This window comes from Tardiphaga sp. (assembly GCF_041424195.1).
In the GTDB taxonomy this organism is placed as follows: domain Bacteria; phylum Pseudomonadota; class Alphaproteobacteria; order Rhizobiales; family Xanthobacteraceae; genus Tardiphaga.
The window spans coordinates 1-26,202 of record NZ_JBGMOE010000231.1 but is presented as its reverse complement, the minus strand read 5'-3'; the positions used below and the strand labels follow the sequence as shown (position 1 = coordinate 26,202).

General features: G+C 61.9%; 25 protein-coding genes. 12 read left to right on the top strand and 13 right to left on the bottom strand.

The genetic code is table 11. The annotated features are described in order from the left end of the window. Nucleotides 1–162 precede the first annotated feature (162 nt). The 6 genes from ACEK02_RS32725 (at nucleotide 163) to ACEK02_RS32700 (ending at nucleotide 4,903) form a co-directional block, all read left to right on the top strand. A complete protein-coding gene (locus ACEK02_RS32725; RefSeq protein ID WP_371426012.1) occupies nucleotides 163–1,566 on the top strand; it encodes an amidase family protein in 1,404 nt (467 codons plus the stop codon). A gap of 15 nt (nucleotides 1,567–1,581) precedes the next feature. Then, nucleotides 1,582–2,058 (top strand): glutathione peroxidase, encoded by a 477-nt coding sequence (locus ACEK02_RS32720; RefSeq protein WP_371426010.1) that lies wholly within the window; start codon nucleotides 1,582–1,584, stop codon nucleotides 2,056–2,058. Further along, nucleotides 2,055–2,309 (top strand): DUF3297 family protein, encoded by a 255-nt coding sequence (locus tag ACEK02_RS32715; protein ID WP_089267433.1) that lies wholly within the window; start codon nucleotides 2,055–2,057, stop codon nucleotides 2,307–2,309. Before ACEK02_RS32720 ends, ACEK02_RS32715 begins: the two co-directional genes overlap by 4 nt. Before the next feature lie 197 nt (nucleotides 2,310–2,506). Next, nucleotides 2,507–3,349: an ABC transporter ATP-binding protein gene (locus tag ACEK02_RS32710; protein WP_371426018.1), complete on the top strand. Its 843-nt coding sequence runs from the start codon at nucleotides 2,507–2,509 to the stop codon at nucleotides 3,347–3,349. Next, nucleotides 3,349–4,131, top strand: a complete 783-nt coding sequence (locus tag ACEK02_RS32705) for an ABC transporter permease (protein ID WP_371426007.1) — start codon at nucleotides 3,349–3,351, stop codon at nucleotides 4,129–4,131. Before ACEK02_RS32710 ends, ACEK02_RS32705 begins: the two co-directional genes overlap by 1 nt. A 7-nt stretch (nucleotides 4,132–4,138) precedes the next feature. Next, nucleotides 4,139–4,903, top strand: a complete 765-nt coding sequence (locus ACEK02_RS32700) for an ABC transporter permease (protein WP_371426005.1) — start codon at nucleotides 4,139–4,141, stop codon at nucleotides 4,901–4,903. A gap of 142 nt (nucleotides 4,904–5,045) precedes the next feature. Here ACEK02_RS32700 and ACEK02_RS32695 read toward each other — a convergent pair whose 3' ends face one another. The 5 genes from ACEK02_RS32695 to ACEK02_RS32675 all read right to left on the bottom strand — a co-directional run bounded on the left by ACEK02_RS32695 (nucleotide 5,046) and on the right by ACEK02_RS32675 (nucleotide 10,926). After that, nucleotides 5,046–5,987, bottom strand: coding sequence for a 3-hydroxybutyryl-CoA dehydrogenase (locus ACEK02_RS32695; protein WP_371426016.1), 942 nt, complete (start codon nucleotides 5,985–5,987; stop codon nucleotides 5,046–5,048). A gap of 50 nt (nucleotides 5,988–6,037) precedes the next feature. Continuing rightward, nucleotides 6,038–7,132 carry an NAD/NADP octopine/nopaline dehydrogenase family protein gene (locus ACEK02_RS32690; RefSeq protein WP_371426003.1) on the bottom strand — a complete coding sequence of 365 codons (1,095 nt, stop codon included), beginning with the start codon at nucleotides 7,130–7,132 and terminating at the stop codon, nucleotides 6,038–6,040. Between the two features lie 163 nt (nucleotides 7,133–7,295). Further along, complete coding sequence (locus ACEK02_RS32685; protein WP_371426001.1) at nucleotides 7,296–8,816, bottom strand: class I adenylate-forming enzyme family protein; 1,521 nt, start codon at nucleotides 8,814–8,816, stop codon at nucleotides 7,296–7,298. Between the two features lie 2 nt (nucleotides 8,817–8,818). Continuing rightward, complete coding sequence (locus ACEK02_RS32680) at nucleotides 8,819–10,102, bottom strand: acyl-CoA dehydrogenase family protein (RefSeq protein ID WP_371425999.1); 1,284 nt, start codon at nucleotides 10,100–10,102, stop codon at nucleotides 8,819–8,821. Further along, on the bottom strand, nucleotides 10,099–10,926 hold the full coding sequence (locus tag ACEK02_RS32675) for an alpha/beta fold hydrolase (RefSeq protein ID WP_371425997.1): 828 nt from the start codon (nucleotides 10,924–10,926) through the stop codon (nucleotides 10,099–10,101). The genes ACEK02_RS32680 and ACEK02_RS32675 overlap by 4 nt, the downstream gene beginning before the upstream one ends. A gap of 277 nt (nucleotides 10,927–11,203) precedes the next feature. Between ACEK02_RS32675 and ACEK02_RS32670 the strand changes: the two genes are divergently transcribed. After that, nucleotides 11,204–12,376 (top strand): acyl-CoA dehydrogenase family protein, encoded by a 1,173-nt coding sequence (locus ACEK02_RS32670; RefSeq protein ID WP_371425995.1) that lies wholly within the window; start codon nucleotides 11,204–11,206, stop codon nucleotides 12,374–12,376. A 37-nt stretch (nucleotides 12,377–12,413) separates the two neighbouring features. Here ACEK02_RS32670 and ACEK02_RS32665 read toward each other — a convergent pair whose 3' ends face one another. Together ACEK02_RS32665 and ACEK02_RS32660 are read right to left on the bottom strand one after the other, a co-directional pair. After that, the gene (locus tag ACEK02_RS32665; RefSeq protein WP_371425993.1) at nucleotides 12,414–13,916 is read right to left on the bottom strand and encodes a flavin-containing monooxygenase; all 1,503 of its coding nucleotides are present in this window, start codon (nucleotides 13,914–13,916) and stop codon (nucleotides 12,414–12,416) included. Between the two features lie 115 nt (nucleotides 13,917–14,031). Continuing rightward, the gene (locus tag ACEK02_RS32660; protein WP_175367248.1) at nucleotides 14,032–14,481 is read right to left on the bottom strand and encodes a cupin domain-containing protein; all 450 of its coding nucleotides are present in this window, start codon (nucleotides 14,479–14,481) and stop codon (nucleotides 14,032–14,034) included. Between the two features lie 264 nt (nucleotides 14,482–14,745). On the opposite strand from ACEK02_RS32660, the gene ACEK02_RS32655 reads away from it, so the two are divergent. The 5 genes from ACEK02_RS32655 (at nucleotide 14,746) to ACEK02_RS32635 (ending at nucleotide 21,415) form a co-directional block, all read left to right on the top strand. Beyond that, complete coding sequence (locus tag ACEK02_RS32655) at nucleotides 14,746–15,774, top strand: AraC family transcriptional regulator (RefSeq protein WP_371425990.1); 1,029 nt, start codon at nucleotides 14,746–14,748, stop codon at nucleotides 15,772–15,774. A gap of 89 nt (nucleotides 15,775–15,863) precedes the next feature. Continuing rightward, entirely contained in the window at nucleotides 15,864–16,625 is a 762-nt protein-coding gene (locus ACEK02_RS32650) for an SDR family NAD(P)-dependent oxidoreductase (protein WP_371425988.1), read from the top strand. Between the two features lie 53 nt (nucleotides 16,626–16,678). Beyond that, nucleotides 16,679–17,521: an enoyl-CoA hydratase family protein gene (locus ACEK02_RS32645; RefSeq protein WP_371426014.1), complete on the top strand. Its 843-nt coding sequence runs from the start codon at nucleotides 16,679–16,681 to the stop codon at nucleotides 17,519–17,521. Nucleotides 17,522–17,672: 151 nt separating this feature from the next. Further along, nucleotides 17,673–20,024 carry a bifunctional salicylyl-CoA 5-hydroxylase/oxidoreductase gene (locus tag ACEK02_RS32640; protein WP_371425986.1) on the top strand — a complete coding sequence of 784 codons (2,352 nt, stop codon included), beginning with the start codon at nucleotides 17,673–17,675 and terminating at the stop codon, nucleotides 20,022–20,024. A gap of 140 nt (nucleotides 20,025–20,164) precedes the next feature. Then, complete coding sequence (locus ACEK02_RS32635; protein WP_371425984.1) at nucleotides 20,165–21,415, top strand: flavin-dependent oxidoreductase; 1,251 nt, start codon at nucleotides 20,165–20,167, stop codon at nucleotides 21,413–21,415. 148 nt (nucleotides 21,416–21,563) lie between these two features. Here the strand turns inward: ACEK02_RS32635 and ACEK02_RS32630 are convergent, their stop codons facing one another. The 6 genes from ACEK02_RS32630 to ACEK02_RS32605 form a co-directional block, all read right to left on the bottom strand. After that, nucleotides 21,564–22,019: a cupin domain-containing protein gene (locus ACEK02_RS32630; RefSeq protein ID WP_089267419.1), complete on the bottom strand. Its 456-nt coding sequence runs from the start codon at nucleotides 22,017–22,019 to the stop codon at nucleotides 21,564–21,566. A 60-nt stretch (nucleotides 22,020–22,079) separates the two neighbouring features. Beyond that, nucleotides 22,080–22,778, bottom strand: coding sequence for an ABC transporter ATP-binding protein (locus ACEK02_RS32625; protein WP_089267418.1), 699 nt, complete (start codon nucleotides 22,776–22,778; stop codon nucleotides 22,080–22,082). Continuing rightward, on the bottom strand, nucleotides 22,778–23,530 hold the full coding sequence (locus ACEK02_RS32620) for an ABC transporter ATP-binding protein (protein WP_371425981.1): 753 nt from the start codon (nucleotides 23,528–23,530) through the stop codon (nucleotides 22,778–22,780). The genes ACEK02_RS32625 and ACEK02_RS32620 overlap by 1 nt, the downstream gene beginning before the upstream one ends. Before the next feature lie 8 nt (nucleotides 23,531–23,538). Continuing rightward, nucleotides 23,539–24,528 (bottom strand): branched-chain amino acid ABC transporter permease, encoded by a 990-nt coding sequence (locus tag ACEK02_RS32615; RefSeq protein WP_371425979.1) that lies wholly within the window; start codon nucleotides 24,526–24,528, stop codon nucleotides 23,539–23,541. Between the two features lie 12 nt (nucleotides 24,529–24,540). After that, the gene (locus tag ACEK02_RS32610) at nucleotides 24,541–25,461 is read right to left on the bottom strand and encodes a branched-chain amino acid ABC transporter permease (protein ID WP_371425977.1); all 921 of its coding nucleotides are present in this window, start codon (nucleotides 25,459–25,461) and stop codon (nucleotides 24,541–24,543) included. 102 nt (nucleotides 25,462–25,563) lie between these two features. Beyond that, a partial coding sequence (locus ACEK02_RS32605; RefSeq protein ID WP_371425976.1) for an ABC transporter substrate-binding protein occupies nucleotides 25,564–26,202 on the bottom strand: 639 nt, incomplete at its 5' end.

The window sequence follows — 26,202 nt, the reverse complement described above, 5'->3', positions numbered from 1 at the left end:
CAGGGGTGCATCGGGCACCCGGCGTTCCGCACGCCCTCTCGCAAGGGGGCGGGAAGGAATGCGCAAAACTCGGACGCGCAAGCGCCGCGAGACTGCGAGCGCTTGTCCGATTGGCAATCTCCGGCCGTCTGCGTTAACAAGCGACAAGCAATGGAGCACTGCATGAACGATCTCTGGCGCCTGTCGGCAACTGACCTCTCCGCACTCATTCGCGACCGCAAGGTGTCTGCCAAAGAGGCGACCGTTGCGGGTCTCGCACGGCTCGATGCCGTGAACCCTGCCATCAATGCAGTGGTTGACCATCGGCCCGATGAAGCGCTGAAGCGTGCCGACGCCGTCGATGCGGCGATTGCTAATGGAGAGGACGTCGGCCCGCTTGGCGGCGTGCCCGTCACGGTCAAGGTGAATATCGACTACGCGACCTATCCGACATCGAACGGCGTCAGGATCCAGAACGAGATCATCGCAACGTCCAACAGCCCGGTGATCGACAATCTGCTGAAGGCCGGCGCCGTCATCATCGGCCGCACCAACTGCCCGGCATTCTCCTATCGCTGGTTCACCACCAACCAGCTCTATGGCGATACCAAAAACCCGCGCGATCCCTCGCTGACGCCCGGCGGATCATCAGGCGGCGCGGGCAGCGCGGTCGCCGCCGGTATCGGACACATTGCGCACGGCACCGATATCGCAGGCTCGATCCGCTATCCCGCCTATGCCTGCGGCGTGCATGGTCTGCGTCCGACCGTCGGTCGCATTGCCGCCTATAATCAGGCACTGCCCGAGCGCATCATCTCCGGCCAGATCACCGCAGTATCCGGCCCGCTGGCGCGCACCATCAACGATCTCCGTCTCGGACTTGCTGCGATGTCGCAGCCCGATGCGCGCGACCCGTGGTGGGTGCCGGCGCCGCTCGAAGGACCCAAGCGCGAGAAGCGCGCTGCCATGTGTCTGCGGCCCGACGGGCTTGCCATTACCGCAGATGTCGAAGCCGCCGTGCGCGATGCCGGCAAGCGGCTGGAACGGGCAGGGTGGATCGTCGAGGAAGTTGAGAACACGCCGGCGCTGCGCGAGGCCGCGGCACTGCAGACGCAGATCTGGTTCGGCGATGGCTATCAGGGCATGCTGGATGCGGCCGAGCGCGAGGGCGATCCCGCTGCGCTGGTCTGTCTGCGCGGCCAGAAGGACAAGCTCGCCGGCTTCGACAATGGCGGTCTCTCGCGTGCCCTGGTGCGCCGCTCGACCTTCGTGCGTGACTGGGAGCTGTTCCTGCAGCGCTATGCCGTGGTGCTGATGCCGATGTCCGGCGAACTGCCGTTCCCGGATCATCTGGATATGCAGGGCCAGGAATCGTTCGATCGAGTCTGGGCCGCCCAGATGCCGCAGATTGGAATTCCCTTCATGGGCCTGCCGGCGTTGAGCGTGGCCACGGGCCTCGTTGGCCGCGCGCCGACCGGCGTGCAGGTGGTTGCGGGCCGCTACCGCGAGGATCTGTGTCTGCTGGCCGGCGAAGCCATTGAGGCCGGTGGCACGCCGCCGATGCCTTGCGATCCTGTTCCGGCCTGAGAAGGGATCAGTGCGATGACCGGCATCTCCGATTTCTCTGCGAAGGCGCTGTCCGGCGAACCGGTCGCGCTGAAGCAGTTCGAAGGAAAGGTGCTGCTGATCGTCAATACCGCCAGCGCCTGTGGTTTCACGCCGCAATATGCCGGGCTGGAGAAGCTGCAGCAGGATTTTGCGCCGCGCGGATTTTCCGTGCTGGGCTTTCCCTGCAACCAGTTCGGCGCGCAGGAGCCCGGTGACAGCAGGCAGATCGAGAGCTTCTGCGAGGCCAATTACCATGTCACCTTCCCATTGTTTGAGAAGATCGACGTGAATGGCGCCAACGCGCATCCATTGTATAATTACCTGAAATCTGAAAAGTCCGGATTGCTGGGTGCGGGGATCAAATGGAATTTCACCAAATTCCTGGTCGACCGTTCCGGCAAGGTTGTTGAGCGTTTTGCGCCGACCACCAAACCTGAATCACTGCGAGAGAAAATCGAGGCGCTGCTATGACCGATAACACCAATGCATCAGCCGATCTGCCCGATCGCCTGTCCACCGATCCGCGAAGCCCGTTCTACAATGCCGAAGTGCTGCAGCGCGATGTCGGCATTCGCTTCAAGGGCGCCGAGAAGACCAATGTCGAGGAATATTGCGTGTCCGAAGGCTGGGTGAAAGTGCCCGCAGGTGCAGCAAAGGACCGGTACGGCAATCCGCTGCTGATCAAGCTGACCGGCTCCGTGGAGCCGTATTTCCGCGACTGAAGCCGGGAAAACGTCCAAAGACCTGCTGCGGGAAACTGACCTGTTCGCAGCAGGCGCTGACTAGCAAAAAGGCGTTGCCCGCATAAATTTGAAGCTTAAAGTAATTGCGGTTTGCGGCTACGCTGTGTCCGTCAGCATGATGGACACAGTCGGGCCGTCGTGATTGCAATGCGTCCATGGCAAATGAAGGACCGGGAATGCAGGTGGTGTCGCTACGTTCGGACGCTCACGCCGAGTCGGAACCTTTATCCGGCCGCAAACCCGCTTCAGCCATGATCGAGATCGATCACGTCTCGCAGCGCTTCCAGACCTCCGGCAAACAAAGCCATCTGGCGCTGTCGGATATCAACCTCACCATCGACGACGGCGCCTTCGTCTCGATCCTCGGGCCCTCAGGCTGCGGCAAGTCGACCTTGCTCTATATCGTCGGCGGCTTCGTGCAGCCGACAGATGGCGTTGCCAAGGTGAAGGGCAAGGCGATCACGGGACCGGGTCCCGATCGCGGTCCGGTGTTTCAGGAATTCGCACTGTTCCCGTGGAAGAACGTACTCGGCAACGTCATGTATGGCCTGCGCCAGCAGGGCGTGAAGAAGGCCGAAGCGGAAGCGCGGGGCCGCAAGCTCTTGGAAATGGTCGGCCTCAAGGGCTACGAGAACTTCTATCCGAAAGAACTCTCCGGCGGCATGAAGCAGCGCGTCGCGATCGCGCGCACGCTGGCCTATGATCCCGCTGTTCTCCTGATGGACGAGCCGTTCGGCGCGCTCGATGCGCATACCCGCACGCGGCTGCAGAACGATTTGCTCGACATCTGGGACCGCCAGCGCAAGACGGTGCTGTTCGTGACGCATTCAGTCGAGGAAGCCGTCTATCTTTCCGACAAGGTGATCGTGATGTCGCGCTCGCCGGGCTCGATCAAGGAGATCGTCGATATCGATCTGCCGCGGCCGCGCAAGCGCGCCGATCTCTTGCTCGATGCACGTTTCCAGAAATACATCGTCGATATCGAGAAGATGATCGACGACGGCAAGGACCATCTGTGATGACCGCGCGCGGCGTGCTCAAGACATTGTCGCCGCTGTTCGCCTGCATCGGCCTGCTGTGTGTCTGGCAGATTGCTTCGTTGCGGCTCGATACCGAAAGCTTCCCAACGGCGCTGGAGGCCATCAAGGCCATTCCGTCGATCCTCGGCGACAAGGGATCGCTGCTGAACATTCTCGATTCGATCCGTCGTATGGCCATCGGACTCGTGCTTGCGGTGATGTTTTCGATCCCGCTCGGTTTGCTGATGGGGCGCATCAAGGCCGTCGCGGCCTTTTTCAATCCGCTGATGATGATCATCTATCCGGTGCCAAAGGCAGCGCTGATGCCCATTATCATGCTGTGGATGGGCGTTGGCGACGTCTCCAAGATCCTCGTCATCTTCCTCGGCGTCAGCCTGCCAATCATCTACCACGCCTTCCAGGGCTCCAAGGCCGTCGAAGAAAAGATGCTCTGGTCGGGTGCTGCGATGGGCATGTCGGCGCCGATGCGCATGCTGCGCATCGTGTTGCCCGCAGCATTGCCTGAAATTCTCACGGGCTGCCGCACCGGCCTCGTGCTGGCGCTGATCACCATGATCACCTCCGAGATGATCGCGCGCCAGTCCGGCGCCGGCAATATCCTGTTCAATTCGCTCGACATGGCGCAATACGACACGGTGTTTGCGATGATCCTGATCATCGGCGCCATGGGCATCGTCTTCGATGCGGCCTTCGAGAAGCTTCGCCTGTCGCTGGTGCGCTGGTCGCAGCCGCGCGACGACATGCCTCTCAGCTTTACGTGAGCGCCACATGACCCAGACGCGCATCAATTCGGTTCTTTTGGGCATCACGCCGATCGTGCTGTTTCTGGCGCTGTGGCAGTCGCTGATCTCGTTCGGCTTCGCGCCGACGAGCTTGTTGCCGCCGCCGGGCGCCGTGTTCGGAAAGCTGGCGAAAGATTTCTTCACCGGCGACTTCCTGCACGATATCGCCGCGACGCTGATCCGGCTGTTCGCCGGCTTCGGCATCGCCGTGGTCGTCGGCGTGTTCATCGGTCTCGCCGCAGCCGTGAGCCCGGCAGTCAACGCCGTCGTCAAGCCGCTGGTGCGCGTGCTGGCGCCGATCCCGAAGATCGCGCTCTATCCGGCACTGCTGCTGATCCTCGGCTTCGACCACGCCTCCAAGATCACGCTGGTCACTGCCGACGCGCTGTTCCCGATCCTGCTCTCGACCTATTACGGCGCGTCGATGGTCGAGCAGAAGCTGATCTGGTCGGCGATGGCCGCAGGTACGCCGCGCTGGCAGATCCTGTTCAAGGTCGTGCTGCCGGCCGCGATGCCGTCAATCCTGACGGGCTGTCGCATCGGCCTGGTGATCTCCTGCATCGTGGTGTTTCTCGCCGAAATGATCACTTCGACAGATGGCCTCGGTCACATGCTGGTGCAGGCCGCGCGCACGTTCCAGACCGTGGACATGTTCGTGCCGCTGATCATGATCTCGATGCTCGGCCTGATCCTGAACAGCCTGCTGCACTGGCTGCGCAGCTATCTGCTGCGGGGCTTCCCGGAAGTGTAAAGACAGCTATCAAACACTCAGCCCTCATGGTGAGGAGGCGCTTCTTCGGCGCCGTCTCGAACCATGAATGGATGTGCGGCCATCCTTCGAGACGCCGCGCAAGTGTGCGGCTCCTCAGGATGAGGGGCCGAGTTCGCAGTCGCTACAAAACCGGCGGCTTCTGCAACTGGAAGTGCTTCAGCAAATCCACGAACGCCGACAGTCGCCCTTCGCGATAGGCATCGACATCGAGCCCCTCATAATTGAGAAAGCCTTCGCCGGTCTTGAGGCCGATCTTGCCGTCGGCCATATTGCGGCCGACGATCTCCGGCGATGCGTAGCGATCGTTGTTCAGCGCGCCGGTGAGATACTTGCTGGCGTAATACAGAATATCGCCGCCGCCCCAATCGACGAATTCGAGCAGACCCAGCACCGCAAAGCGGAATCCGAAGCCATATTTGATGGCCTTGTCGATATCCTCGGGGCTGGCGACGCCTTCCTCGACCATACGCGCGGCTTCATTCATGGCCATCGCCTGGATCCGCGGCACGATATAACCGGGCGAGACCGAGCACACGACAGGCACCTTGCCGATGCCTTCGAGCATCTCCTTCACCCGCGCGGTGATCGCGGGATCTGTCCTGGCCCCGGGCGAGACTTCGACCAGCGGCACGAGATAGGCCGGGTTCAGCCAATGCGCATTGAGGAAGCGCTCGGGATGGTCGACGGCGCTGGAAATGTCGTCGACGAGGATGGTCGATGTGGTCGACGCGATGATCGGCGAGGGGCCTGCGAGCTTTGACGCGCGCCCCAATGCTTCACGCTTCTGGTCAAGTACTTCCGGCACGCCTTCGAAAATGATCGCCGAACTGCTGAGCGCAGCACCGGCATCAGCTTCCGGCACGACACTGACGCGTGCCACCAATGTCTCGATATCGGCTTCGGTCAGCAGGCCAAACCGCGCCATACTGGCGAAGGTCTTGCGGATCTCGCCCAGTGCCTCGGCTTCCAGTGCCTTGAACTTGTCGGCGTCGCGCGGCTTGAAGTCGACGATCGCGACATTGTGGCCCGCATACGCAAAGGCGACGGCAATGCCGCGCCCCATGCGACCCGCGCCGAGACATGCGATGGCGGGCAGAGAACCTGCGGCTGCGCTCATGCGGCAAAGCCTTCGCGCAGCAGCTTCAGCAGGCCGGCCTGATCGAGATCGCCGAAGCCGAGGCTTGCAAGCGTGCGGCCGCCCTGAAGGAAGTTCTCGCCGCAGATCGCACCGCCGATGGCGAGGAATGCCTTGACCAGCGGCGTCTCGACGCCGGCGAGGGTGGCGCAGGACAGGAAGAACGACAGGCCCGTGCGCAGGTCCTCGCGCATGTAGCGATGCTCGGTGAGCACGATGTGCTCGCGCCAGTCCCCCGAGTCAGTCAGGCGGTCATGCGAACCTCGGCCATACATCCACTCTTCGCCTTCCTTGGCGTAGTGGTCCGCCAGCGGGAAATGCGTACCGTTGTAGCCGAAGGCCTCGCGGATCGCGATGCGCTCGGCGTCGAGCTGGTCGGTGACGCGGCGGATCGCCGGCTGCGTGCCTTCCTTGTGGATGTCCCAGGTCGGGAAATGCTCGAGCGGCCCGGCATTCATCACGATCAATGGCGGATGGATAATCGGGCCGGCATTCATCAGTGCGCCGGACAGTGCATCGCCGCAGGGCTCGATCACGCCGGGGAAGGCCTTGTCGATCACCTTGCAGGCATAGTCCATCATATCCAGCGGAAACACGCCGGTCGGCAGCCGCTTGGCGCGGATGGTGATGGCGACCTCGAACGGGCCATGCTTGCGCGCGAGCCAGGGCAATGTGCCGGTCTCGGCGAAGGCAACCTTGGCCCTGTTGCCGGCGTCATGCGCAGCCTTGGCGAAGATCATCGAGCCGAAGGTCGCTGGCGGCAGATAGACCACCTGGCCGTCCTTGAGGTGCGGAGCGATCTGCCTGGCGATATCTGGCTGCGCAAAGGCAGGCGCGGGACAGAGGATCAGTTCAACGTCCTTGATGGCTTCGGCGATATCGGTCGTTACCAGCGTCAGCTGGGTATCGTGCGTGCCCTGCGCATTCTTGACCTTGATGCGCGAGCCGGCCTTCTTGTGTTCGGCCACAGCCTCGGCGTCGCGGCGCCACAGGCGAACATCGTGGCCCTGCAGTGCGAAGTCACCTGCGGCTGCGAATGAACCGTTGCCGCCACCCAATACTGCGATCTTCATGGTCTAACCTTCTTCAATTCTAGCAGAACAACATACACGACCTCATCCTGAGGAGCGCGCACTTGCGCGCGTCTCGAAGGATGGGCCGAATGCTGGATGAACATCTCATGCTTCGAGACGGCGCAAGAGCGCCTCCTCACCATGAGGCATCGAGTTTGCGGCCTCACGTAGAGACCTCTGTATTCTGCTTCAGTTTGAAATGCTGCACCTTGCCAAGCGCGGTGCGCGGCAGGTCTGTGACGAATACGATGTCGCGTGGCTGCTTGTAGCGCGCGAGCTGCGTCAGAACATGGGCCTTCAGCGCCTCGGCGCTCACGCTGCAATTCGGTCGCAGGAGGACATAGGCAACGGGCACTTCCTGCCATTTGGGATCGGGCACGCCGACAACGCCGCAATCGGCGACATCGGGATGTTCGAGCAGCACACGTTCGACCTCGGCGGGGTAGACGTTCTCGCCGCCGGAAATGATCATGTTCTTCTTGCGGTCATGGACCCAGAAATAACCGTCATCGTCGCGCGTGCCGATATCGCCGGTGCGATACCAGCCGTCAGACAACGCTTCGCGCGTCGCAGCCTCGTTGCCCCAGTATTCGAAGAATACGTTGGGGCCGCGCACGGCGATCTCGCCGGTAGCCTTGGCGGGAAGCTCATTGCCACCGTCGTCAATGATCATGGCTTCACAGCAAAGGCCGGGCAAACCCGTCGATCCCGTGCGCGACTGGTCGCCGCCGAGTCGCGTATAGACCGCGATCGGGCAGGTCTCGGTCGAACCATAGACCTGCAGCACGGGAATGCCGCGTGCCGTCAGGCGCTCGATCAGATGTGGGGGCACAATGCTGGAGCCGGTCGAGACGGCCTTGAGGCATGACAGGTCCGTTGTCGCCCATGCGGGATGTTCGCTAACGGCTTGAATGGTTGCGGGCACGAGCACCGTCAGCGTCGGCCTGTCGTTGGTGATGGTTGCCAGTGTCGAGTCCGGCGTGAAGCGGGCATGGATCGTGACGGTGGCGCCGTGATGCAGTGCCGGCGTCGTCTGGATGTTGAGGCCGCCCACATGGAAGAACGGCAGTACCGTCAGCACATGGTCGTCGGAGGTGAGGCCATGCATGTGCTGGCTCATCACGCCGTTCCACAGCAGCGCTTCCTGGCGCAGAACGGCGCCTTTCGGACGACCGGTGGTGCCCGACGTGTAGACGATCAGCATCGGGCAGGAGAGGTCGGTATGCGGGTTGCGGCCATCGCCCGATGCGCGCGCCAGCAGGGCATCAAAGGTCTGTCCGGGCGCGGGCGGCGTGAAGTCGAGTGCGATGACGCGAGTGTCCGGCAGATCCTTGGCGAGCTGCGGCAGGATCGCCGCGAAGCCTTCTTCCAGCACCAGCACCTTCACCGATGCGTCTGAGAGGATGAACGACTGCTCGGCGACCGCGAGGCGCCAGTTCAGCGGCACCATGATCGCGCCGAGCCGGGCGCAGGCGTAGAGCAGGACGAGATAGTCCGGCCGGTTGAGGCTCAGGATCGCGACGCGATCGCCGCGACCCACACCGCATTCCGCCTTCAACGCCTTCGCCGTCGCTTCGATCCGCGCATGGAACGCAGCGTAGCTAAGCGTCGAACCCTCGAAATGAATCGCGGATTTGTCCGGCGTGAACGCGGCGTTGCGGGCGATGAGGCTGGAGAGATCCACGATTACTCGTCTTTCTCGCCGGCCTCGTAGAGTGCCTCACGGCCAATGCGGTCGAGGCAGAGTTCGGCGGTCCAGGGCAGCATCAGCGCGCCGCAGCGGCTGTCACGATAGATGCGCTCAAGCGGCAGGGTCTTCAGCATCGCCTGACCGCCGCAGGTGCGGATCGCCAGCGCGGCAAGCTCATTGGCGCCTTCCATCACGGTATATTGGGCGGCGTAGGCGCGCAGCACCTGTTCCTTCGATGGATTGGCGCAGGCTTCGGTTACGGCCTGGAACCAGGTCGACTTGAGCTGCTCGAGCTTGATCTGCATCTGCGCCACGGCGATCTGCTTGGTCGGATACATGCGGCGCTTGACCGGCGGCATACCCGGGATTTCGCCGCGCAGATACTTCACGGTGAAATCGTACGATGCCTGCGCGAGACCAACGTAAGTTGGCGACAGCGTCAGGAACATGTGCGGCCAGCGCATCGCAGCCTGGAAGTAGACGCCGCGGGGCATCAGTGCTGCATCCTCCGGAACGAACACGTCCTTGAAGATCAGCGTGCGGGAGACCGTGCCGCGCATGCCGAGCGGATCCCAGTCGCCAACGACCGAAACGCCTTCCGACTTTGCCGAGATCGCCAGATACAGGGTGTTGCGGCGCGAAGCCTTTTCGCCCTCGGCGACTTCGGTGCACAGCACGCCGTAGTAATCTGCGAAACCCGACAGCGACGCAAAGATCTTCTTGCCATTGACGATCCAGCCGCCCTCGACGGGCCTGGCTTCGGTGCCGAATGCAACGCCGCCGGCGGCCGCTGCGCCCCCTTCGGAGAACGGCTGCGAATAGATCGCGCCGTCTTCGACGATGCGCTTGTAGTGGATGGCGCGGCGGCGGTGCTGCTCGGCGCGCATCTGATCATCCATGTCGAGGTCATCGGCAAGCGGGCCGGACCACAGCGTCGAGCAGACATGCATGTTCCAGGTCAGCGCGGTGGCGCCGCAATAGCGGCCGATTTCGGCCGCCGCGAGGGAATAGGTCTGATAGCCGGCGCCCGAGCCGCCATTGGCTTTCGGGATCGAGATGCCCAGCAGACCTGCCTTGTGCAGGTCCTTGTAATTCTCCAGCGGGAAGGTGGCCTCGGTATCCCACTTCGCCGCGCGGCCGGCGAAATTGGTCTGTGCCAGCTCGCGCGCCTTGGTGATCAAGCCGGCCTGTTCGTCATCGAGACGATAGGCCTTCGGATCGAACATCGGCTTGTCGAGGACGATGCTGTCGAGGTCGGGCTTGCTGGCAGGCTTGTTCATGAGGATGACCCCGAAAGATTGTGGCTGGTTTTGAGGAAGTCGGCGAGTACTTCATTGAATTCGTGCGGACGTTCGAAGCTGGCGAGATGGCCGACGCCCTCGAGCTCGACATAGGTCGAACCGGGCACAAAGGTCGCCATCTTGGCCATGGTCTTGGCAGGCGCGTTGTTATCCTTTGAGCCGGACAGCAGCAGCGTCGGGACCTTGATATTGGCGAGCTCCTTGCGGAGGTCGAAGCCGATCATCGCCTTCATGGAGGCGCGATAGGTCTCAGGCTTCACGGAGGCCATGCAGTCGCGCGCGAGTTCAAGGCCGGCAGGATCCGGATCGTCGCCGATCAGGCCGGCCACCAGCTTCGGCGCCATCGACACCATGGTCTCGCCGCGGTCGAGGGGGCCGAGCCGCGCATCGATGAAGTTCTTCTGCCATTCGCCATCGGAGCTGCCGAAGGCCGACGTGGTCTGTGCCAGCACCACGGCGCCGGCGAGTTCGGGATAATCGACCATGAAACGCTGCACGATCATGCCGCCAATGGAATGGCCGACCAGCACCGTCTTCCTGGCGCCGATCTGTGTGAGAAAATCCTTCAGCGCCTCGGCGAAAGCCGGGATGCTTGGCGCGGGCAGCTGCGCCGAGCCGCCATAGCCCGGCATATCCCAGCCGATGGCGTAATAGCGGTCGCCGAACCTGTCGATCTGGTTGCGCCAGCCGCGGCCCGCGCCGCCGATCCCATGCAGAAACACCAGCGGTGTCGCTGCGGAATCGCCTTTGGCTTCAAAACCGAAGCGGCCGTCCTTCGTCGTCAGGGCTGCAGAATTTGGCACGCATAGGCCTCCTGTGCTGTCGGACAAGCACAATCCTAGCATGTCCGAGATATATGAAAAGCGATAGTTTTAGACTTAAAGGGTCATCGACTGCCTGTTCGAAAGGCAATCGCGTTATAGCCGATCAAGTCTCCGAGCCGGATATTTTGCCTGCGTCGCTTGGCCATGTTGTGACCCCGAGGACGTCTCGGACGATGACCCGTACGCAATCGCACTTGTCCGAAATTTCTTTAGGTTTAAAACAATATCGATTGCCGATGCATCCAGGGAGGAAGCCATGTCCGATCAGTCATTTTTGTCCTGGCCGTTTTTCGAGGACCATCATCGCGAACTGGCCACAGGCCTGTCGCGCTGGGCAAAGGCGACGTTGCCTGGTCTGGTCGATCACCATGACGTCGATGGCTCCTGCAAGCGTCTGGTGAAGGCGCTGGGTGATGGCGGGTGGTTGCGTGCGGCGGTGCCGGCAAGCCATGGCGGGATGTATCCGACATTCGACGTACGCTCCCTATGTCTGATCCGCGAGACGCTGGCCTATGAAACGGGTCTCGCCGACTTCGCGTTCGCGATGCAGGGACTCGGCACAGGACCGATCAGCCTGTTCGGCTCCGAAGCTCTGAAGTCGCGCTACCTGCCACGCGTCGGCAGTGGCGAGGCGATTGCAGCGTTTGCATTGTCGGAGCCCGATGCCGGTTCGGATGTCGCTGCGATGACAACGACTGCGGTGCCTGATGGTCCGGATCATGTCCGCATCAACGGCCTCAAGACCTGGATCTCCAATGGCGGCATTGCCGACCAGTATGTCGTCTTCCTGCGCACCGGCGAATCCGGCGCGCGCGGCATCAGCGCCTTCGTCGTCGATGCGGATACGCCTGGTTTCACGATTGCGGAACGAATCGACGTGATCGCGCCGCATCCGCTGGCGACGCTGAAATTCGAGGATTGCCGCGTGCCGGTGACAAACCGTATCGGCAAGGACGGCGAAGGCTTCAAGGTGGCTATGGCGACACTCGACGTGTTCCGCTCGACGGTCGGTGCAGCAGCGCTCGGTCTCGCACGGCGCGCGCTCGATGAAGCGCTGCATCGCTCTGTCACGCGAAAGATGTTCGGCCACACGCTGGGCGATCTGCAGCTCACGCAAGCGGGGCTCGCGGAAATGGCCACGTCCATCGATGCCTCGGCACTACTTGTCTATCGTTCGGCCTGGACCAAGGATCAGGGTGCTGCGCGCATCACCCGTGAAGCCGCCATGGCCAAGATGTTTGCTACCGAAGCGGCACAGACAGTGATCGACCGCGCCGTGCAGATCTTCGGTGGCATGGGTGTACAGTCCGGCGTCAAGGTCGAGGAGCTGTATCGCGAGATCCGCGCGCTGCGCATCTATGAAGGCGCCACCGAAGTGCAGAAGGTCATCATCGGCCGCGAACTGATCAAGGACGCGCAATCGAAGTAAATCGATCAGGCGAGCCGATCGCGGCTCGCCTCATAATCTACGCGGCTGTCGCGTCCGCTTTGTAGTTCGGCGCGGAGGCGAGGAACCGGGCATAGGCGTCGGCATCCGGCGGCGTGAACTTCTCCACCAGCGCGCCGCGCCGCTTGCTGGTGGCGCCCATGTCGTCGAGCAGTTCGTCGAAATGCTTGAAGTGATAAGGCGCCACACACAGTCCGCCATAGACACCGGCGGCTGGACGTTCGACGCGCTTGAAATGCAGCATCTTGTCCATATCGGCGTGCATCTCGGCGGCCGTCGGCTGCTTCGCCAGCTTACCGTCGGCATAGCGCACCAGCCAGTTGGCGGCCATTTCGGCTGTCAGCACCGAGCAGAAGCTGGAATTGAATCCGACAAAACCCATGTCCGGCAGGTCCGGATTGGCAATCACGCGATAAAGCCGATACTGCCCGTCAGACTGGATCAACTTGTCGCGATAGTCCTGCGGCAGGAATGGCACGCCGAGCTTGAAGCCGATGGCGAGCACAGCAACATCGGCCTCGACGCGTTGGCCGCCTGACATCACGATGGTCTGCCCGTCATAGTGATCGAAGGTGCCGCGGATCGCCTTGATGCGCCCGTCGGCGACCATCGGGAAGAAGTTCGGTGTCGCGATCGGTACCGAGCAGTTGATGCCGTCCTCAATACGTCCTTCCGGCACCATGTCGCATTTCTTCAGCTTGAGCTGCGCCTTCAGCATCGCCTCCAGCCCGCGCCAGTTGGCCCAGATGAAGGGCCTGGCGATGGCATGGTTGAGCTTCGACAGCGCGCTCAATCCCCAGCCGCGGAACATCTCCTCCTGCGCGCGGATATAGAGGATGCGCTTGAAGTTGATCAGACCGCCGATGAAATAGGGAATGCGCCAGACCGGCTCGCGATAGACGAAGGTCACAGCGCTGGCGCCGGCATTGACCGAATGCACGGCGATGTCGGTGGCTGATTTCGAGCCGCCGAGTACGACGACCTTCTTGCCCTTGACGAGGGATGAATCCGTGTGCTCCGCTGAATGCAGGATCACGCCGCCGGCAGCCTTGAACGCGTCCTCGCCGGGATGATGCAATTCCTTGCGCTCGTTGAATTGTCCGGTGCAGATCGCGACGAAATCGAATGTTTCAAACGCGGTGTTGCCAGCGACATCGCGCGTTTCCAGGGTCCAGCCGGGCAGGCCGTCGCCGCGCCGATTCATGCTGATGACGGTGGTGTTGAACCGCATCAGCGGGATCAGATTATAGTCGCGTGCATAGTCTGTGAGATAGGCATGGACCTGCGGTCCCTTCGGCCATTCCGGATAGTTGGTCGGCATCGGCTTGTCGGTAAAGCGATAGAGTTCCTTCGGGCTTTGGGTCTGCACCTCCGGATAGGATCGCGCCGGTTCCCAGACGCCGCCGAGATCGCCGCTGCGCTCCAGCACGGTTACCTTGTGGCCGCGCGCGACAAAGGATTTTGCGGCGGCCAGGCCGGCAATGCCGGCGCCGATGACGCAAACACTCTTCTGCTTGACCATGGCTAGTCTCCTGTTGAATCCGGCTGTGAATCGCAAGCGTGCGGGTTCGAGCGCGCAGACAGGTGTCTGCGCGGAACGTCTGCGATAGGTGAAGGTGAAATTCGGTCGGCGAGGCCTAGTCGTTGGCTTCCGGCGGCAGGAAGTTCACTTCATGCTCGGCAGAGACGCGGACGATGGCTTCGATGTCGCTCATATTGTGCAATTGCTTGAACAGGGCTTCGAGCTTCTGTGTCGGTGAGACCCAGAACAGTGCGCGAGCCGGTTTGTCCGACTTGTTGAAATAGCCATGCGGAATGCCGCGGGGCAGACGGACCAGATCGCCGGCATGGGCACGGACCCACTGGCCGTCGAGCTTGAGGTCGAGAATGCCCTCCTGCACCAGGATGAATTCTTCCTGGGTCGGATGGATATGCACCGGCACGAACTGGCCGGGATCGCTGTTGGTCTCGAAGGCAAAGGTGGAGTCGGTGACGGCCTTGGGGAAATAGACCTGTCCGAGGATATTCCACGTGGTGCCGTTATATCCGGTGCCGTTCTGGGTAATGCCTTTTTCAAGTGCCGCCATGGTCCTGCTCCCTTGGGTTTCTCGTCTGCAATGATGCTGCGTGGCCTTGGTGTCTGTCTCTAGCCGTTGAACGAATCCGCTATCCAAACGACGAAATAATTGCCGGTGCAGGGAAGGGGGCTCGCTGCGCTGCACACTTCTCTTTGGAAGGCGCTGGCCTGCGTATTCGTTGTGCAGCACGGCAATATTTGCGGCGCACCGGCGGCTATGCGGCGTGACGGGACATGGATAGTCTAGGCTTCAAATAATGCAGGCGATCGGACCATGGTGTTGGACGCAGCCGTATCAGGGAATGCCCAGCCGGCCCGCGCCGCAAGGCTTGCGGCGTTCTCTCGCGTTTTCACCAGGGATATCGACGAGGCCGCCGACTCGATCGGGCGTATTTTCTGTCCGCATGCGCTCGATCCCTTGCAGCGTTCGTGGCCGGATTTTCACGCGCTCCACAATTGTGCGGCGTTCGATGGCTTCTCCGTCAACTACGTCTCCTATGGCGGGTCGGTATCAATCGATCCCGGCTGCCTCGATCGCTTCTTCCTGCTGCAGATCCCGGTGCATGGCGGTGCCCGCATCAACACGGGTGGCCGGACGATCGAGGCGTCGGCAGGGCGTATCGCCTCCTTGCTGTCGCCGACCATGCCGACAAAGATGGTCTGGCAAGACGATTGCGCCAAGCTGATCCTGCTGGTCGAACGGCGGCTGGTGGAAGAGCGCGCAGCGGCACTGGCGGAGAGATCCGGAGCGGTCATTGAGTTCAATCCGCAAGTCGATCTGAACACGCCGTTCGGCCTCGCGATCCGGTCCCAGATCGAATACCTCGTTGATCTCGCGGAGCATCGCGGGCCCGGGCAGCAGATCTCGCCGATGATGGCGGCAACCTTGCGTGACTCCGTGATCGGACTTTTGCTCACGGGCCAGCGTCACAGCCTCACTGACACCATCGACCGTACCCTTGCGCGCCTTGGCCCGCTGCCCGCCGTGTTGAGGAAGGCCCGGGACTATCTCGAAGCCCATGCCGCCGAACCGCTCGATCTCGGTCGGCTCGCCCGCGCGGCAGGCATCGGGATACGGTCGCTGCAGATGGGCTTCCAGAAGCATTTCGGTATGTCGATTTCCGATGCGCTGCTCGATATCAGGCTGACGCATTTGAACGCGCGGCTGCTGCGGGCTGCGCCTGGCGAACGTGTCATCGATATGGCCTTCGATCTCGGCTTCACCCATCCGAGCCGGATGGCCAGCGTCTATCGGGCCCGCTATGGCGAGAGTCCCTCGGATACGCTCCGCCGGATTCGCTAGTGCCAGCCCGCGCGGGCCGCTTTCTTGCAAAAGCTTGAAGTCTAAAATAATATCCGAAGGGCTCATGGAGAGCCTGCGGAAGGTCACGCATGTCCGGATTGTCTCGCTCCTCCCACGCCCTGGTGACCGGCGGCGGCCGCGGCATTGGCCGCGCCATTGCGGCGTCACTGGTACAGGCCGGTGTGACCGTCACCGTCATGGGCCGCAACCTCGCAGTACTGAATGAGGTCGTCACGGCCGGAGACGCGCATCACGCGATTGCCGCCGATGTGTCCGATCAGGCCGTGCTGGATGCCGCAATTGCGGATGCCGCACAACGCCAGCCAATCGACATTCTGGTCGCCAACGCGGGTGCCGCGGAATCCGCGCCTTTCGTGAAGTCGGATGCTGCGCTGTTCCAGCGGATGATGGATGTCAATTTCATGGGCGTCGTTTATGCGACGCAGGCCGTGCTGCCGGAGATGGTCAAGCGCAAGAGTGGCCGCATCGTTGCTATTGCTTCGACGGCTGGCCTCAAGGGCTACGGCTATGTCAGCGCCTATAGCGCTGCGAAGCACGCCGTCATCGGTCTGGTGCGCTCGGTCGCGCTGGAAGTCGCCAAGAGTGGCGTCACCGTCAACGCCGTTTGTCCGGGCTTTACCGAAACCGATCTGCTCGAAGGCAGCATCGACAATATCATGAGCAAGACCGGCCGTACGCGCGAACAAGCTGTTGCCGAATTGGCCAAGCATAATCCGCAGGGCCGCCTGGTGACGCCTGGCGAAGTCGCCGACGCGGTGCTGTGGCTATGCGGCGCGGGCGCCAGCTCGATTACCGGACAGAGCATCGTCGTCGCCGGCGGCGAAGTCTGATCGATACGCAACAACAAGAACCGAACTGTCTTCAGGGAGCCAACATGTCTGTCATGGTCAAGAACAAGGTCGCCAATCCCGTCACGCTGCCGCTGGCCGAGTTCAAGCCCGAGCATTTTCTGCTGGCCGTGGCCGATGGGATCGCGACGGTCACGCTGAACCGCCCCGAGCGCAAGAATCCGCTGACGTTTCAAAGCTATCGCGAACTGACAGATTTCTTCCGCGCCTGCGCAATGGACGATGAGGTCAAGGTCGTGGTCGTCACCGGCGCCGGTGGCAATTTTTCGTCGGGCGGCGATGTGTTCGAAATCATCGGCCCGTTGATCGAGATGAACACCAAGGATCTCACCGCCTTCACGCGCATGACCGGGGATCTGGTCAAGGCGATGCGTGCCTGTCCGCAGCCAATCGTGGCGGCAGTGGAAGGCATCTGCGCCGGTGCTGGTGCCATCATGGCGATGGCCTCCGATATGCGGGTGGCCGCGACCGGCACCAAGGTCGGCTTCCTGTTCAACAAGGTAGGCCTCGCCGGCTGCGACATGGGCGCCTGCGCGATCCTGCCGCGCATTATCGGCCAGTCCCGTGCCTCGGAACTGCTTTATACCGGCCGCTTCATGAGCGCCGAGGAGGGCGAGCGCTGGGGCTTCTTCAGCCGTATCGTTGCGCCGGCGGAAGTGCTGGACCAGGCGCAGACGCTGGCCAAGCAGATTTCCGAGGGGCCGACCTATGCCAACACCATGACCAAGCGCATGCTGTCGATGGAATGGGCGATGTCAGTGGAAGAGGCGATTGAAGCCGAAGCCGTGGCGCAGGCGCTGTGCATGACGACTGAGGATTTTGCCCGGGCGTTCCATGCCTTTGCGAACAAGCAGAAGCCGAAGTTCGAGGGTAATTGAGGCCCTCAATATGCTGGATCGGGCGCGAGCGCGCCGGTCACTGTGATAACTTGATGTGCATCAAGGCTTGCGAATTGCCGGTTTGTCAGGCTTGCCAGGAATTGTTTTAGGTTTAAAATATCTCCATCCAGGCACGACTGCGGAGGCTGTCATGAAGATCGCGATTATCGGTGGCGGGCCGGCGGGCCTCTATTCTGCGATCCTGCTGAAGAAGCAGCGGCCGCAGGCAGAGATCACCGTCTATGAGCGCAACCGTCCCGACGACACCTTCGGCTTCGGCGTGGTGTTCTCCGACGCCACCCTCGACAATTTCGAGAAATACGACCTCCCGAGCTATCAGCGCATCACCCAGGAATTTGCTTACTGGGACGACATCGCCGTGCACTTCCGCGGTACCGTGCACCGCGTCGGTGGCAACGGCTTCTGCGGTTGCTCGCGCCGAACGCTGCTTATGATCCTGCAGGACCGCGCCCGCGAACTCGGCGTCCATCTGCTGTTCGAAGTCGATATCACCGACGAAGCGCGTTTCGCCGATGCCGATCTGATCGTGCTTGCAGATGGTATCAACAGCCACTTCCGCAACAAGTATATCGAGCACTTCGCGCCCGAAGTGGATCTGCGCTCCAACAAGTTTACCTGGATGGGCTCGACCAAGCCGCTCGATGCCTTCACCTTCCTGTTCCAGGAAACCGAGTGGGGTCCGTTTATCGCGCACGCCTATCAATATGAAGCAGGCCGCTCGACCTGGATCTTCGAGACCGATCCGGAGACCTTCAAGCGCGCTGGCCTCGAAGGCCTCGGCGAGCAGGAATCCGCCGATCGGATGCACGATATCTTCAAGGGATTCCTTGGCGAGCACAAGCTGCTGATCAATCGCTCGATGTGGCGCAATTTCCCGATGATCCGCAACAAGCGCTGGGTCAAGGACAATATGGTGTTGCTCGGCGACGCCAAGGCGACCGCGCATTTCTCCATCGGCTCCGGCACCAAGCTGGCGATGGAAGATGCCATCGCGCTGCATGATGCGATGGCGAAGGCGCCGACTGTCGAGGCCGGGTTGCACGACTACGAGCATGGCCGCCGCGAGGAGGTCGAGAAGATCCAGCACTCGGCGGATGTCTCGCTGGTCTGGTTCGAACACGTCGATCGTTTCTGGGATTTCGACCCCGTGCAGTTCGCCTTCGGCGTCATGACCCGCGCCAAGGCGATCACCTATGATAACCTGACGCTACGCGCGCCGGACTTCGTCAAGGAAGTCGACAAGTCGTTTGCCCAGAAGGTGAAGGCACAGGGCTTCGACGTCGATGTCGCGAAGCCCGAGGTGCCGATGTTCCAGCCGTTCAAGATGCGCGACATGGTGCTGGCCAACCGCGCCGTGGTATCGCCGATGTGCATGTATTCGGCGAAAGAGGGCGTGCCGAACGATTTCCATCTGGTGCATTACGGCTCGCGCGCCATCGGCGGCGCCGGTCTCGTCTTCACCGAAATGGTCTGTGTCGGCCGCGATGCGCGTATCACGCCTGGCTGTGCGGGACTCTGGACCGACGAGCAGGAAGCGCAGTGGAAGCGCATTGTCGATTTCGTGCACAACACGTCCGCCGCCAAGATCTGCCTGCAGCTCGGCCACGCCGGCCGCAAAGGGGCGACCAAGCTGATGTGGGACGGCATGGACCGCCCGCTGGCCGATGGTGCATGGGATATCGTCTCGGCGTCGCCGTTGCCATATTATCCGGACAGCCAGGTGCCTGCGGAAATCGATCGCGCCAACATGGATCGTGTGAAGGCGGAGTTCGTAGCTGCTACGATCCGCGGCGATCGCTGTGGTTTCGACATGCTCGAAATGCACACCGCACACGGCTATCTGCTGGCAAGCTTCCTGTCGCCCCTCACCAACAAGCGCGCCGATGAATATGGCGGTTCGCTGGAGAACCGTCTGCGCTTCCCGCTTGAAGTGTTCGCTGCCATGCGTGCGGCATGGCCGGCGCACAAACCGATGTCGGTGCGTATCTCGGCGACCGATTGGGCCGAAGGTGGCAACACCGGCGATGATGCCGTGGAAATCGCGCGCGCTTTCGCCGAAGCCGGCGTTGACCTCGCTGATATCTCGACGGGGCAGACGGTGAAAGAGTCACGCCCAATCTACGGCCGCATGTTCCAGACGCCGTTCTCGGATCAGGTCCGCAACGAGGCGCGCGTCGCCACCATGTGCGTCGGCAACATCACCAGTGCGGATCAGGTCAACACGATCCTGGCCGCCGGCCGCGCCGATCTTGTGGCGCTTGGCCGTCCGCATCTCACCGATCCGTCCTTCACCATCAAGGCTGCTGCCTGGTATGGTGCAAAGGAGGCCTATTGCCCGCCGCAATATATGCCCGGCAAGGATCAGATTTTCCGTAACAGCGTCAGAGACAAGCAGGATTTCGAAGACCTGAAAATTAAGGCTAAGCCGAAGACCCGCGCCGAGATGCGGGCGGAGACCGCCAAGCCACTTGCAGCTGAATGACTGGGCATGCGAGGCTATTGAGCATATTTTTAGGATGGGTAGAGCGCAGCGAAACCCATCGATCCTGATCTGTGTGGTGATGGGTTTCGCGAAGACGCTCGAGCCATCCTACGCCAAGCATGTTGTGTGGAGTTGAGCTGATGAAGGCAATCATCGTGGGCGGTGGCGTTGGCGGCTTGACCACCGCCTTGATGCTGCGGGCGCGGGGCATCAATTGCGAACTCTACGAACAGGCTGATTCAATCCGCGAACTCGGCGTCGGCATCAACACGCTGCCGCACGCGATCCGCGAACTCGCCGGGCTCGGTCTGCTCGATAGGCTTGATGCGGTGGCGATCCGCACCGATGAGCTGCATTACCTCAACCGTCACGGGCAGGAAGTCTGGCGCGAGAAGCGTGGCTTCGGTGCCGGCCACGACGTGCCGCAATTCTCGATCCATCGCGGCCGCCTGCAGAGTGCGATCCATCGTGCGGTGGAAGAGCGCCTTGGCACGGAGGCGATTCATACCGGTCGTCGGCTCGGTCACTTCACGCAGGACGAAGGCGGCGTCACGGCCTATTTCTTCGATCGCAACAACAGTCATGTCGAGACCGCACGCGGCGATATCCTGATCGGCGCCGATGGCATCCACTCCAAGGTGCGCAGCACGCTGTTCCCGAACGAGGGGCATCCGATCTGGAATGGCCTGATGCTGTGGCGCGGCGCGCGCGACTGGCCGGCCTTCCTTACCGGCAATTCGATGATCGTCGCCGGCGGCCTCCACGCCAAGGTCGTGGTGTACCCGATCGCAGAGGGGGAGACGCCGGGCAACCGGCTGACGAATTGGGCTGTGCTGGTGAAGACCGGCGAGGGTGGCACACTGCCGCCACGCCGCGAGGACTGGTCGCGGCCCGGCAAGCGCGAAGAACTGATGCCGCATGTGGCGCGTTTCAACGTGCCGCATATCGACGTGCCCGCGCTGATTACGGCGACGCCGGAGTTCTGGGAATATCCCTGCTGTGATCGCGACCCCCTGCCATATTGGTCCGGTGGGCGCGTCACGCTGCTCGGCGACGCCGCGCATCCGATGTATCCGGTCGGCTCCAACGGCGCATCGCAGGCGATCCTCGATGCGCGCGCGCTGGCCGATTCGCTGGCGCATGCCGAACATCCCCGCCAGGCGCTGATGGCCTATGAGCGCAAGCGCCTGCCGATGACCGCGGAGATCGTGCGCTCCAACCGTCGTGGTGGCCCGGAAGGCGTTATCGATGCGGTCGAGCAGATCGCGCCGGATGGTTTCGACAATGTCGAGAACGTACTGAGCTACGCGCAGCGCGAAGCCATCGTGAAGGGCTATGCGCACAAGGCCGGCTTTGCGGCCTCGCCGGGACTTGCCGTAGTGAACGGGTAACTAGCGCGCCACAAACTGACACTTCGTGTTCGTCGTGCCCGGGACTTGTCCCGGGCATCTACGTTTTAAAGGGCTCAAATACGTAGATGGCCGAGACAAGCCCGGCCATCCCGTCGATGCTGGTATGTGGCCTGAACGAGGAGCCGTGTTACGCGCCGGGAGGCGGCGGCAGGAAGTGGATGTTGTATTCGGCAGCAAGCGCCACAACGTCCTCGGGCTTCTGCTCCTTCATGTTGTGGATCGCCCAGAACAGGTCATAGAGCCGGCGGCTCGGCGACACCCAGAACAACACCTTGGCGTTCTGGTCCGATTTGTTGAAGATGCCGTGCGGAATGCCGCGCTGCAGGCGCACGAGATCACCCGGGGTCGCCGAGGTCTCTGAGCCACCCAGGAAGAAGTCGAGCTTGCCTTCGAGGATGTAGAGATACTCATCCTGGTCCGGATGGATATGCGGCGGCACGAAGGTGCCGGGCGGGAAAGTGGCGTGCCACGAGAACGAATCCTCGGTGCAGTTCTTCGGCACATAGGTCTGGCCGAGGATGTTCCAGGTGATGCCCTGCATGCCTTCATTGGCGCGAGTGATGCCGGCGATCTCGGTTTTCATGGTTGGTCCTTCCTTGGGTCACGCATTACGACGCGTCGGGTGGTACTCGAAAACAGTTGATCAAACGTGGAGGAAACGGTCCTTCACGGTGGAGTCGCTCTTCAGTTGTTCGGATGTGCCGGTCCACACCACGCGGCCTTTTTCGATCACCACGTGACGATCGGCGAAGCCGGCGAGTGCATCGACATTCTTGTCGATGACCAGAATGGACTGACGCTCGGCCTTGAGCTTCTTCAGGCAATTCCAGATTTCAAGGCGAATGAGTGGCGCGAGGCCTTCGGTGGCCTCATCGAGAATGAGCAGCTTCGGGTTGGTCATCAGGGCGCGACCAACCGCCAGCATCTGCTGCTCGCCGCCGGACAGCTGCGTGCCGAGATTGCTGCGGCGTTCCTTGAGGCGCGGAAACAGCTCGTAGATCTTGTCCAGCGTCCAGCGCGCCGGTGGATGACGCACGGCGGCGGTAGCGACCAGGTTTTCCTCCACAGTGAGCGTCGGGAAGATCTGGCGACCTTCCGGAACGAGGCCTATCCCTGCCTGGGCGATGCGATAGGAGGGCAGACCTGCCATCGGCTTGTCGTCGAAGGTAACGGTGCCGCCGGTCGGGTGGATCAAGCCCATAATGGCGTTGATGGTCGTGGTTTTGCCCATGCCGTTGCGGCCGAGCAGGGTGACGACCTCGCCGGCATTGATGGTGAGCGAGATATCGAACAACACCTTGGCCGCGCCGTAAGCGGCCTGGAGATTTGAGACCGAGAGCATCAGGCGGCCTCCTCGCCGAGATAGGCAGCGCGGACTTCCGCATTGTCGCGAATGCTTTGCGGCGAGCCGGACGCGATGATGCGGCCATAAACCAGCACCGAGACGCGGTCGGCCAGTGCGAACACTGCGTCCATATCGTGCTCGATCAGCACGATGGGAAGCTCCTTGCGCAGCTCCTGCAACGTGTTGATCAGCCGCTGCGATTCATCGTGGCTGGTGCCGGCAAGTGGTTCGTCGAGCAACAGCAGCTTGGGCTTCGCCGCCAGTGCAATGGCGATTTCGAGCTGGCGCTTCTCTCCATGCGACATCTGTCCGGCCAGCATGCTTGCACGTGGGGCGAGGCCGAAGCGCGACAACAGCGCCATGGCGGTGTCGTTCAGCGCGGGCTCCTTCGACGCATCGCCGAAGAAGCTGAAGCTCGATCCGCTGCGTGCCTGAACAGCGATCGCGACGTTCTCCAGCGCCGAGAAACGCGGCAGGATCGAAGTGATCTGGAACGAGCGCACCAGCCCCATCCGCGCGCGCTCTGCCATCGGCAAATGCGAGACGTCCTGACCGTCAAAGATGATACGGCCGGAGTCCGATTGTGCGTGGCCGGAGATCTGGTGGATCAGTGTGGTCTTGCCGGCACCGTTGGGGCCGATGATGGCGTGCAACTCGCCGGCCTCGATATTCAGCGACACATCGTCGGTGACGCGCAGCGCGCCATAGTTCTTGCAGATGTTCTGCAGCTGAAGCGGTGCTTTACTCATGGTTTGGCTCATGACTTGCTCCAGAACAGTCCGGTGATGCCGCCGCGTGCGTAGAGCACGACGAGGATCAGGATGGGTCCGAAGATCAGTGCCCAGTTCTCGGTGTAATGCGACAGGATATCCGCCAGCAGGCTGAACACGGCTGCGCCGATGATGGCGCCATGCAACGAGCCGAGGCCGCCAAGGACAAGCACGAAAATCAGGTCGCCGGAGCGCTGCCAGGTCGCATAGGCCGGGCTGACAAATTCGGTCTGGTTGGCGAGCAGAAAGCCTGACACACCGGCGATCATGCCGGCAATGACATAGGCGGTGAGCTGATAGCGATAGGGCGCAAAGCCGATCGCTTCCATGCGTACCGGATTCTCGCGAATGCCGCGCAGCACCCGGCCGAAACGCGACGCGACGAGGGCGCGGAGCAGGAGATAGGCGCCGAGCAGCACACCGAAAGCGACATAATACATCGCCACGTCGTTCTTCATGAACTTCGAGCCGAGGAACACGCTGCGCGAGGCAAGCGTCAGCCCGTCATCGCCCCCATAGGCTGCCAGCGAGGTGCCAAGGAAGAACAGCATCTGGCCGAAAGCCAGCGTAATCATGATGAAGTAGACGCCCTTGGTCCGCAGCGAGATTGCGCCCGTGAAGAGAGCGAAGATGAGCGAGACACCGAGCGCCACCGCGAGCTGGATGAAGCCGTCGGTGATTCCATGGCTGGCCAGGATCGCGACGCTGTAGGCGCCGAGGCCGACATAGGCGGCATGACCGAACGAGATCATGGCGCCGTAGCCGATCAACAGATCGAGCGACATGGCGGCCAACGCCAGGATCATGATGCGCGTGACCAGCGCGAGGATGAAGCTCTGCGAGCCCCACAGCGCGGAGAGCGGCACAAGGGCGAAGATCGCGAACACGATCAACGGCAGCACATAAGCACGGCTGGCTCGGGGCGGCGTTACGAGAGCAGGGGTAGCTGGGGCGCCGAGGTCGACGAGATTGTTCATGGTTCGCTCCCGTTACTGCTTGGACGGGAACAGGCCGGATGGCCGGAAGAACAGAACCGCAGCCATCAGGATGTAGATCAGCATCGGCGCAACGGCGCGGCCGGTCTGGCTGGCTGCGGCGGGGTCGAGCAGCAGCTTGAGCAGCGTCGGCGCGAAGAAACGTCCGAGCGTATCGACGAGGCCGATCAGCAGTGCCGCAATGAAGGCGCCGCGGATCGAGCCGATGCCGCCGATGACGATGACCACGAAGGCCAGAATGAGCACATTGTCGCCCATGCCTGGTTCGACCGAAAGGATCGGGGCCACCATGGCGCCGGCAAAGCCCGCGAGCATGGCGCCGACGCCGAACACGATGGTGAACAGCAGGCGGATATTGACGCCGAGTGCGGAGACCATGGCCGCATTGCTGGCGCCGGCGCGCACCAGCATGCCGAGCTTGGTTTTATTGACGACGAGATACAGCGCGAGACCAACGGCCAGACCGACGGCGATGATGACGAGGCGCCACACCGGATACAGCATGCCGTCGGTAATCTCGATCGCGCCCGATAGTGCATCGGGGATCGCGACGTTCAGCGGCGCTGCGCCCCAGATGTATTTGACGGCCTGATTGAGGAAGATGATGACGCCAAAGGTCGCGAGTACCTGATCGAGATGGTCGCGATCATACAGATGTCGAAAGATCAGGACCTCCAGCAGCAGCCCGAAAATCAGGGCGGCAGGCAATGCCAGTGCAAGGCCGGCGACGAAGCTGCCGGTCATGGCGGTGAAGGCGGCGACCAGATAGGCGCCGACCATGTACTGCACGCCATGTGCAAGATTGATGAAGTCCATGACGCCGAACACCAGCGTCAGGCCGGCGGCGATCAGGAACAGGATCAATCCGAACTGCAGGCCGTTCAGGATCTGGACGAGGGCAAGCGTGAGGGTCATCAGATAACTTGGTTTCTATACTGAGATAAACACGGGCCGATAAAACACCGGGCCGTCCCGCCTTCGCGGCAACGGCCCGGTGATGAGTGATCGCCAGGGCGGTTACTGCGCGGCGCAGTCCTTGGCGTAGTGATCGCCATAGTTCGAGAACACTTTCTCGACGATCTCGGTCTGGAACTTGCCGTCAGCGCGCTTGGCGACCTTGGTCAGGAAGAAGTCCTGAACGGGATAGCCGTTGTTGCTGAACTTGAAGCTGCCACGTATCGACGGGAAGTCAGCCTTCTTCATGGCTGCAGCCACCTTGGCCTTGTCCGAGAGGTCACCCTTCACGGCAGTGACGGCGCTGTTGATCAGCATCGCCGCGTCATAGGACTGGAAGGCGTAGGTCGCCGGCACGCTGTTATAGGCCTTCTCGTATTCCGCCACGAACTTCTTGTTCTGCGGTGTATCGAGATTGGGTGCCCAGTTCGAGCCCCCGAACATGCCGATCGCCGCATCCTGCTGAGCGGGCAGAGTCGATTCATCGACGGTGAAGGTCGACAGGAACGGGATGCGGTCGAGCAGACCGGCCTGCTTGTACTGCTTGACGAGGTTCACGCCCATGCCGCCCGGCATGAAGGTGAGCACGGCGTCAGGCTTCATCGATGCGATCTTCGAGAGTTCGGCCTGGAAGTCGAGCGTGCCGAGCGGGATAAAGGATTCCTCAACGATCTCGCCCTTGAAGTCCATCTTCACGCCGGC

Bases quoted from the DNA above. Each gene is read 5' to 3' on its own strand.
- ACEK02_RS32625 (WP_089267418.1), bottom strand. From the start codon at position 22,778: ATGCTCTCGGTCTCAAATCTCCAGGCCGCTTACGGCGCGGCCAAGGTG.
- ACEK02_RS32715 (WP_089267433.1), top strand. From the start codon at position 2,055: ATGACCGATAACACCAATGCATCAGCCGATCTGCCCGATCGCCTGTCC.
- ACEK02_RS32690 (WP_371426003.1), bottom strand. From the start codon at position 7,132: ATGAAGATCGCAGTATTGGGTGGCGGCAACGGTTCATTCGCAGCCGCA.
- ACEK02_RS32710 (WP_371426018.1), top strand. From the start codon at position 2,507: ATGCAGGTGGTGTCGCTACGTTCGGACGCTCACGCCGAGTCGGAACCT.
- ACEK02_RS32670 (WP_371425995.1), top strand. From the start codon at position 11,204: ATGTCCGATCAGTCATTTTTGTCCTGGCCGTTTTTCGAGGACCATCAT.
- ACEK02_RS32655 (WP_371425990.1), top strand. From the start codon at position 14,746: ATGGTGTTGGACGCAGCCGTATCAGGGAATGCCCAGCCGGCCCGCGCC.
- ACEK02_RS32660 (WP_175367248.1), bottom strand. From the start codon at position 14,481: ATGGCGGCACTTGAAAAAGGCATTACCCAGAACGGCACCGGATATAAC.
- ACEK02_RS32635 (WP_371425984.1), top strand. From the start codon at position 20,165: ATGAAGGCAATCATCGTGGGCGGTGGCGTTGGCGGCTTGACCACCGCC.
- ACEK02_RS32650 (WP_371425988.1), top strand. From the start codon at position 15,864: ATGTCCGGATTGTCTCGCTCCTCCCACGCCCTGGTGACCGGCGGCGGC.
- ACEK02_RS32620 (WP_371425981.1), bottom strand. From the start codon at position 23,530: ATGAGTAAAGCACCGCTTCAGCTGCAGAACATCTGCAAGAACTATGGC.
- ACEK02_RS32705 (WP_371426007.1), top strand. From the start codon at position 3,349: ATGACCGCGCGCGGCGTGCTCAAGACATTGTCGCCGCTGTTCGCCTGC.
- ACEK02_RS32720 (WP_371426010.1), top strand. From the start codon at position 1,582: ATGACCGGCATCTCCGATTTCTCTGCGAAGGCGCTGTCCGGCGAACCG.
- ACEK02_RS32615 (WP_371425979.1), bottom strand. From the start codon at position 24,528: ATGAACAATCTCGTCGACCTCGGCGCCCCAGCTACCCCTGCTCTCGTA.
- ACEK02_RS32645 (WP_371426014.1), top strand. From the start codon at position 16,679: ATGGTCAAGAACAAGGTCGCCAATCCCGTCACGCTGCCGCTGGCCGAG.
- ACEK02_RS32665 (WP_371425993.1), bottom strand. From the start codon at position 13,916: ATGGTCAAGCAGAAGAGTGTTTGCGTCATCGGCGCCGGCATTGCCGGC.
- ACEK02_RS32610 (WP_371425977.1), bottom strand. From the start codon at position 25,461: ATGACCCTCACGCTTGCCCTCGTCCAGATCCTGAACGGCCTGCAGTTC.
- ACEK02_RS32640 (WP_371425986.1), top strand. From the start codon at position 17,673: ATGAAGATCGCGATTATCGGTGGCGGGCCGGCGGGCCTCTATTCTGCG.
- ACEK02_RS32695 (WP_371426016.1), bottom strand. From the start codon at position 5,987: ATGGGGCGCGGCATTGCCGTCGCCTTTGCGTATGCGGGCCACAATGTC.
- ACEK02_RS32630 (WP_089267419.1), bottom strand. From the start codon at position 22,019: ATGAAAACCGAGATCGCCGGCATCACTCGCGCCAATGAAGGCATGCAG.
- ACEK02_RS32680 (WP_371425999.1), bottom strand. From the start codon at position 10,102: ATGAACAAGCCTGCCAGCAAGCCCGACCTCGACAGCATCGTCCTCGAC.
- ACEK02_RS32700 (WP_371426005.1), top strand. From the start codon at position 4,139: ATGACCCAGACGCGCATCAATTCGGTTCTTTTGGGCATCACGCCGATC.
- ACEK02_RS32725 (WP_371426012.1), top strand. From the start codon at position 163: ATGAACGATCTCTGGCGCCTGTCGGCAACTGACCTCTCCGCACTCATT.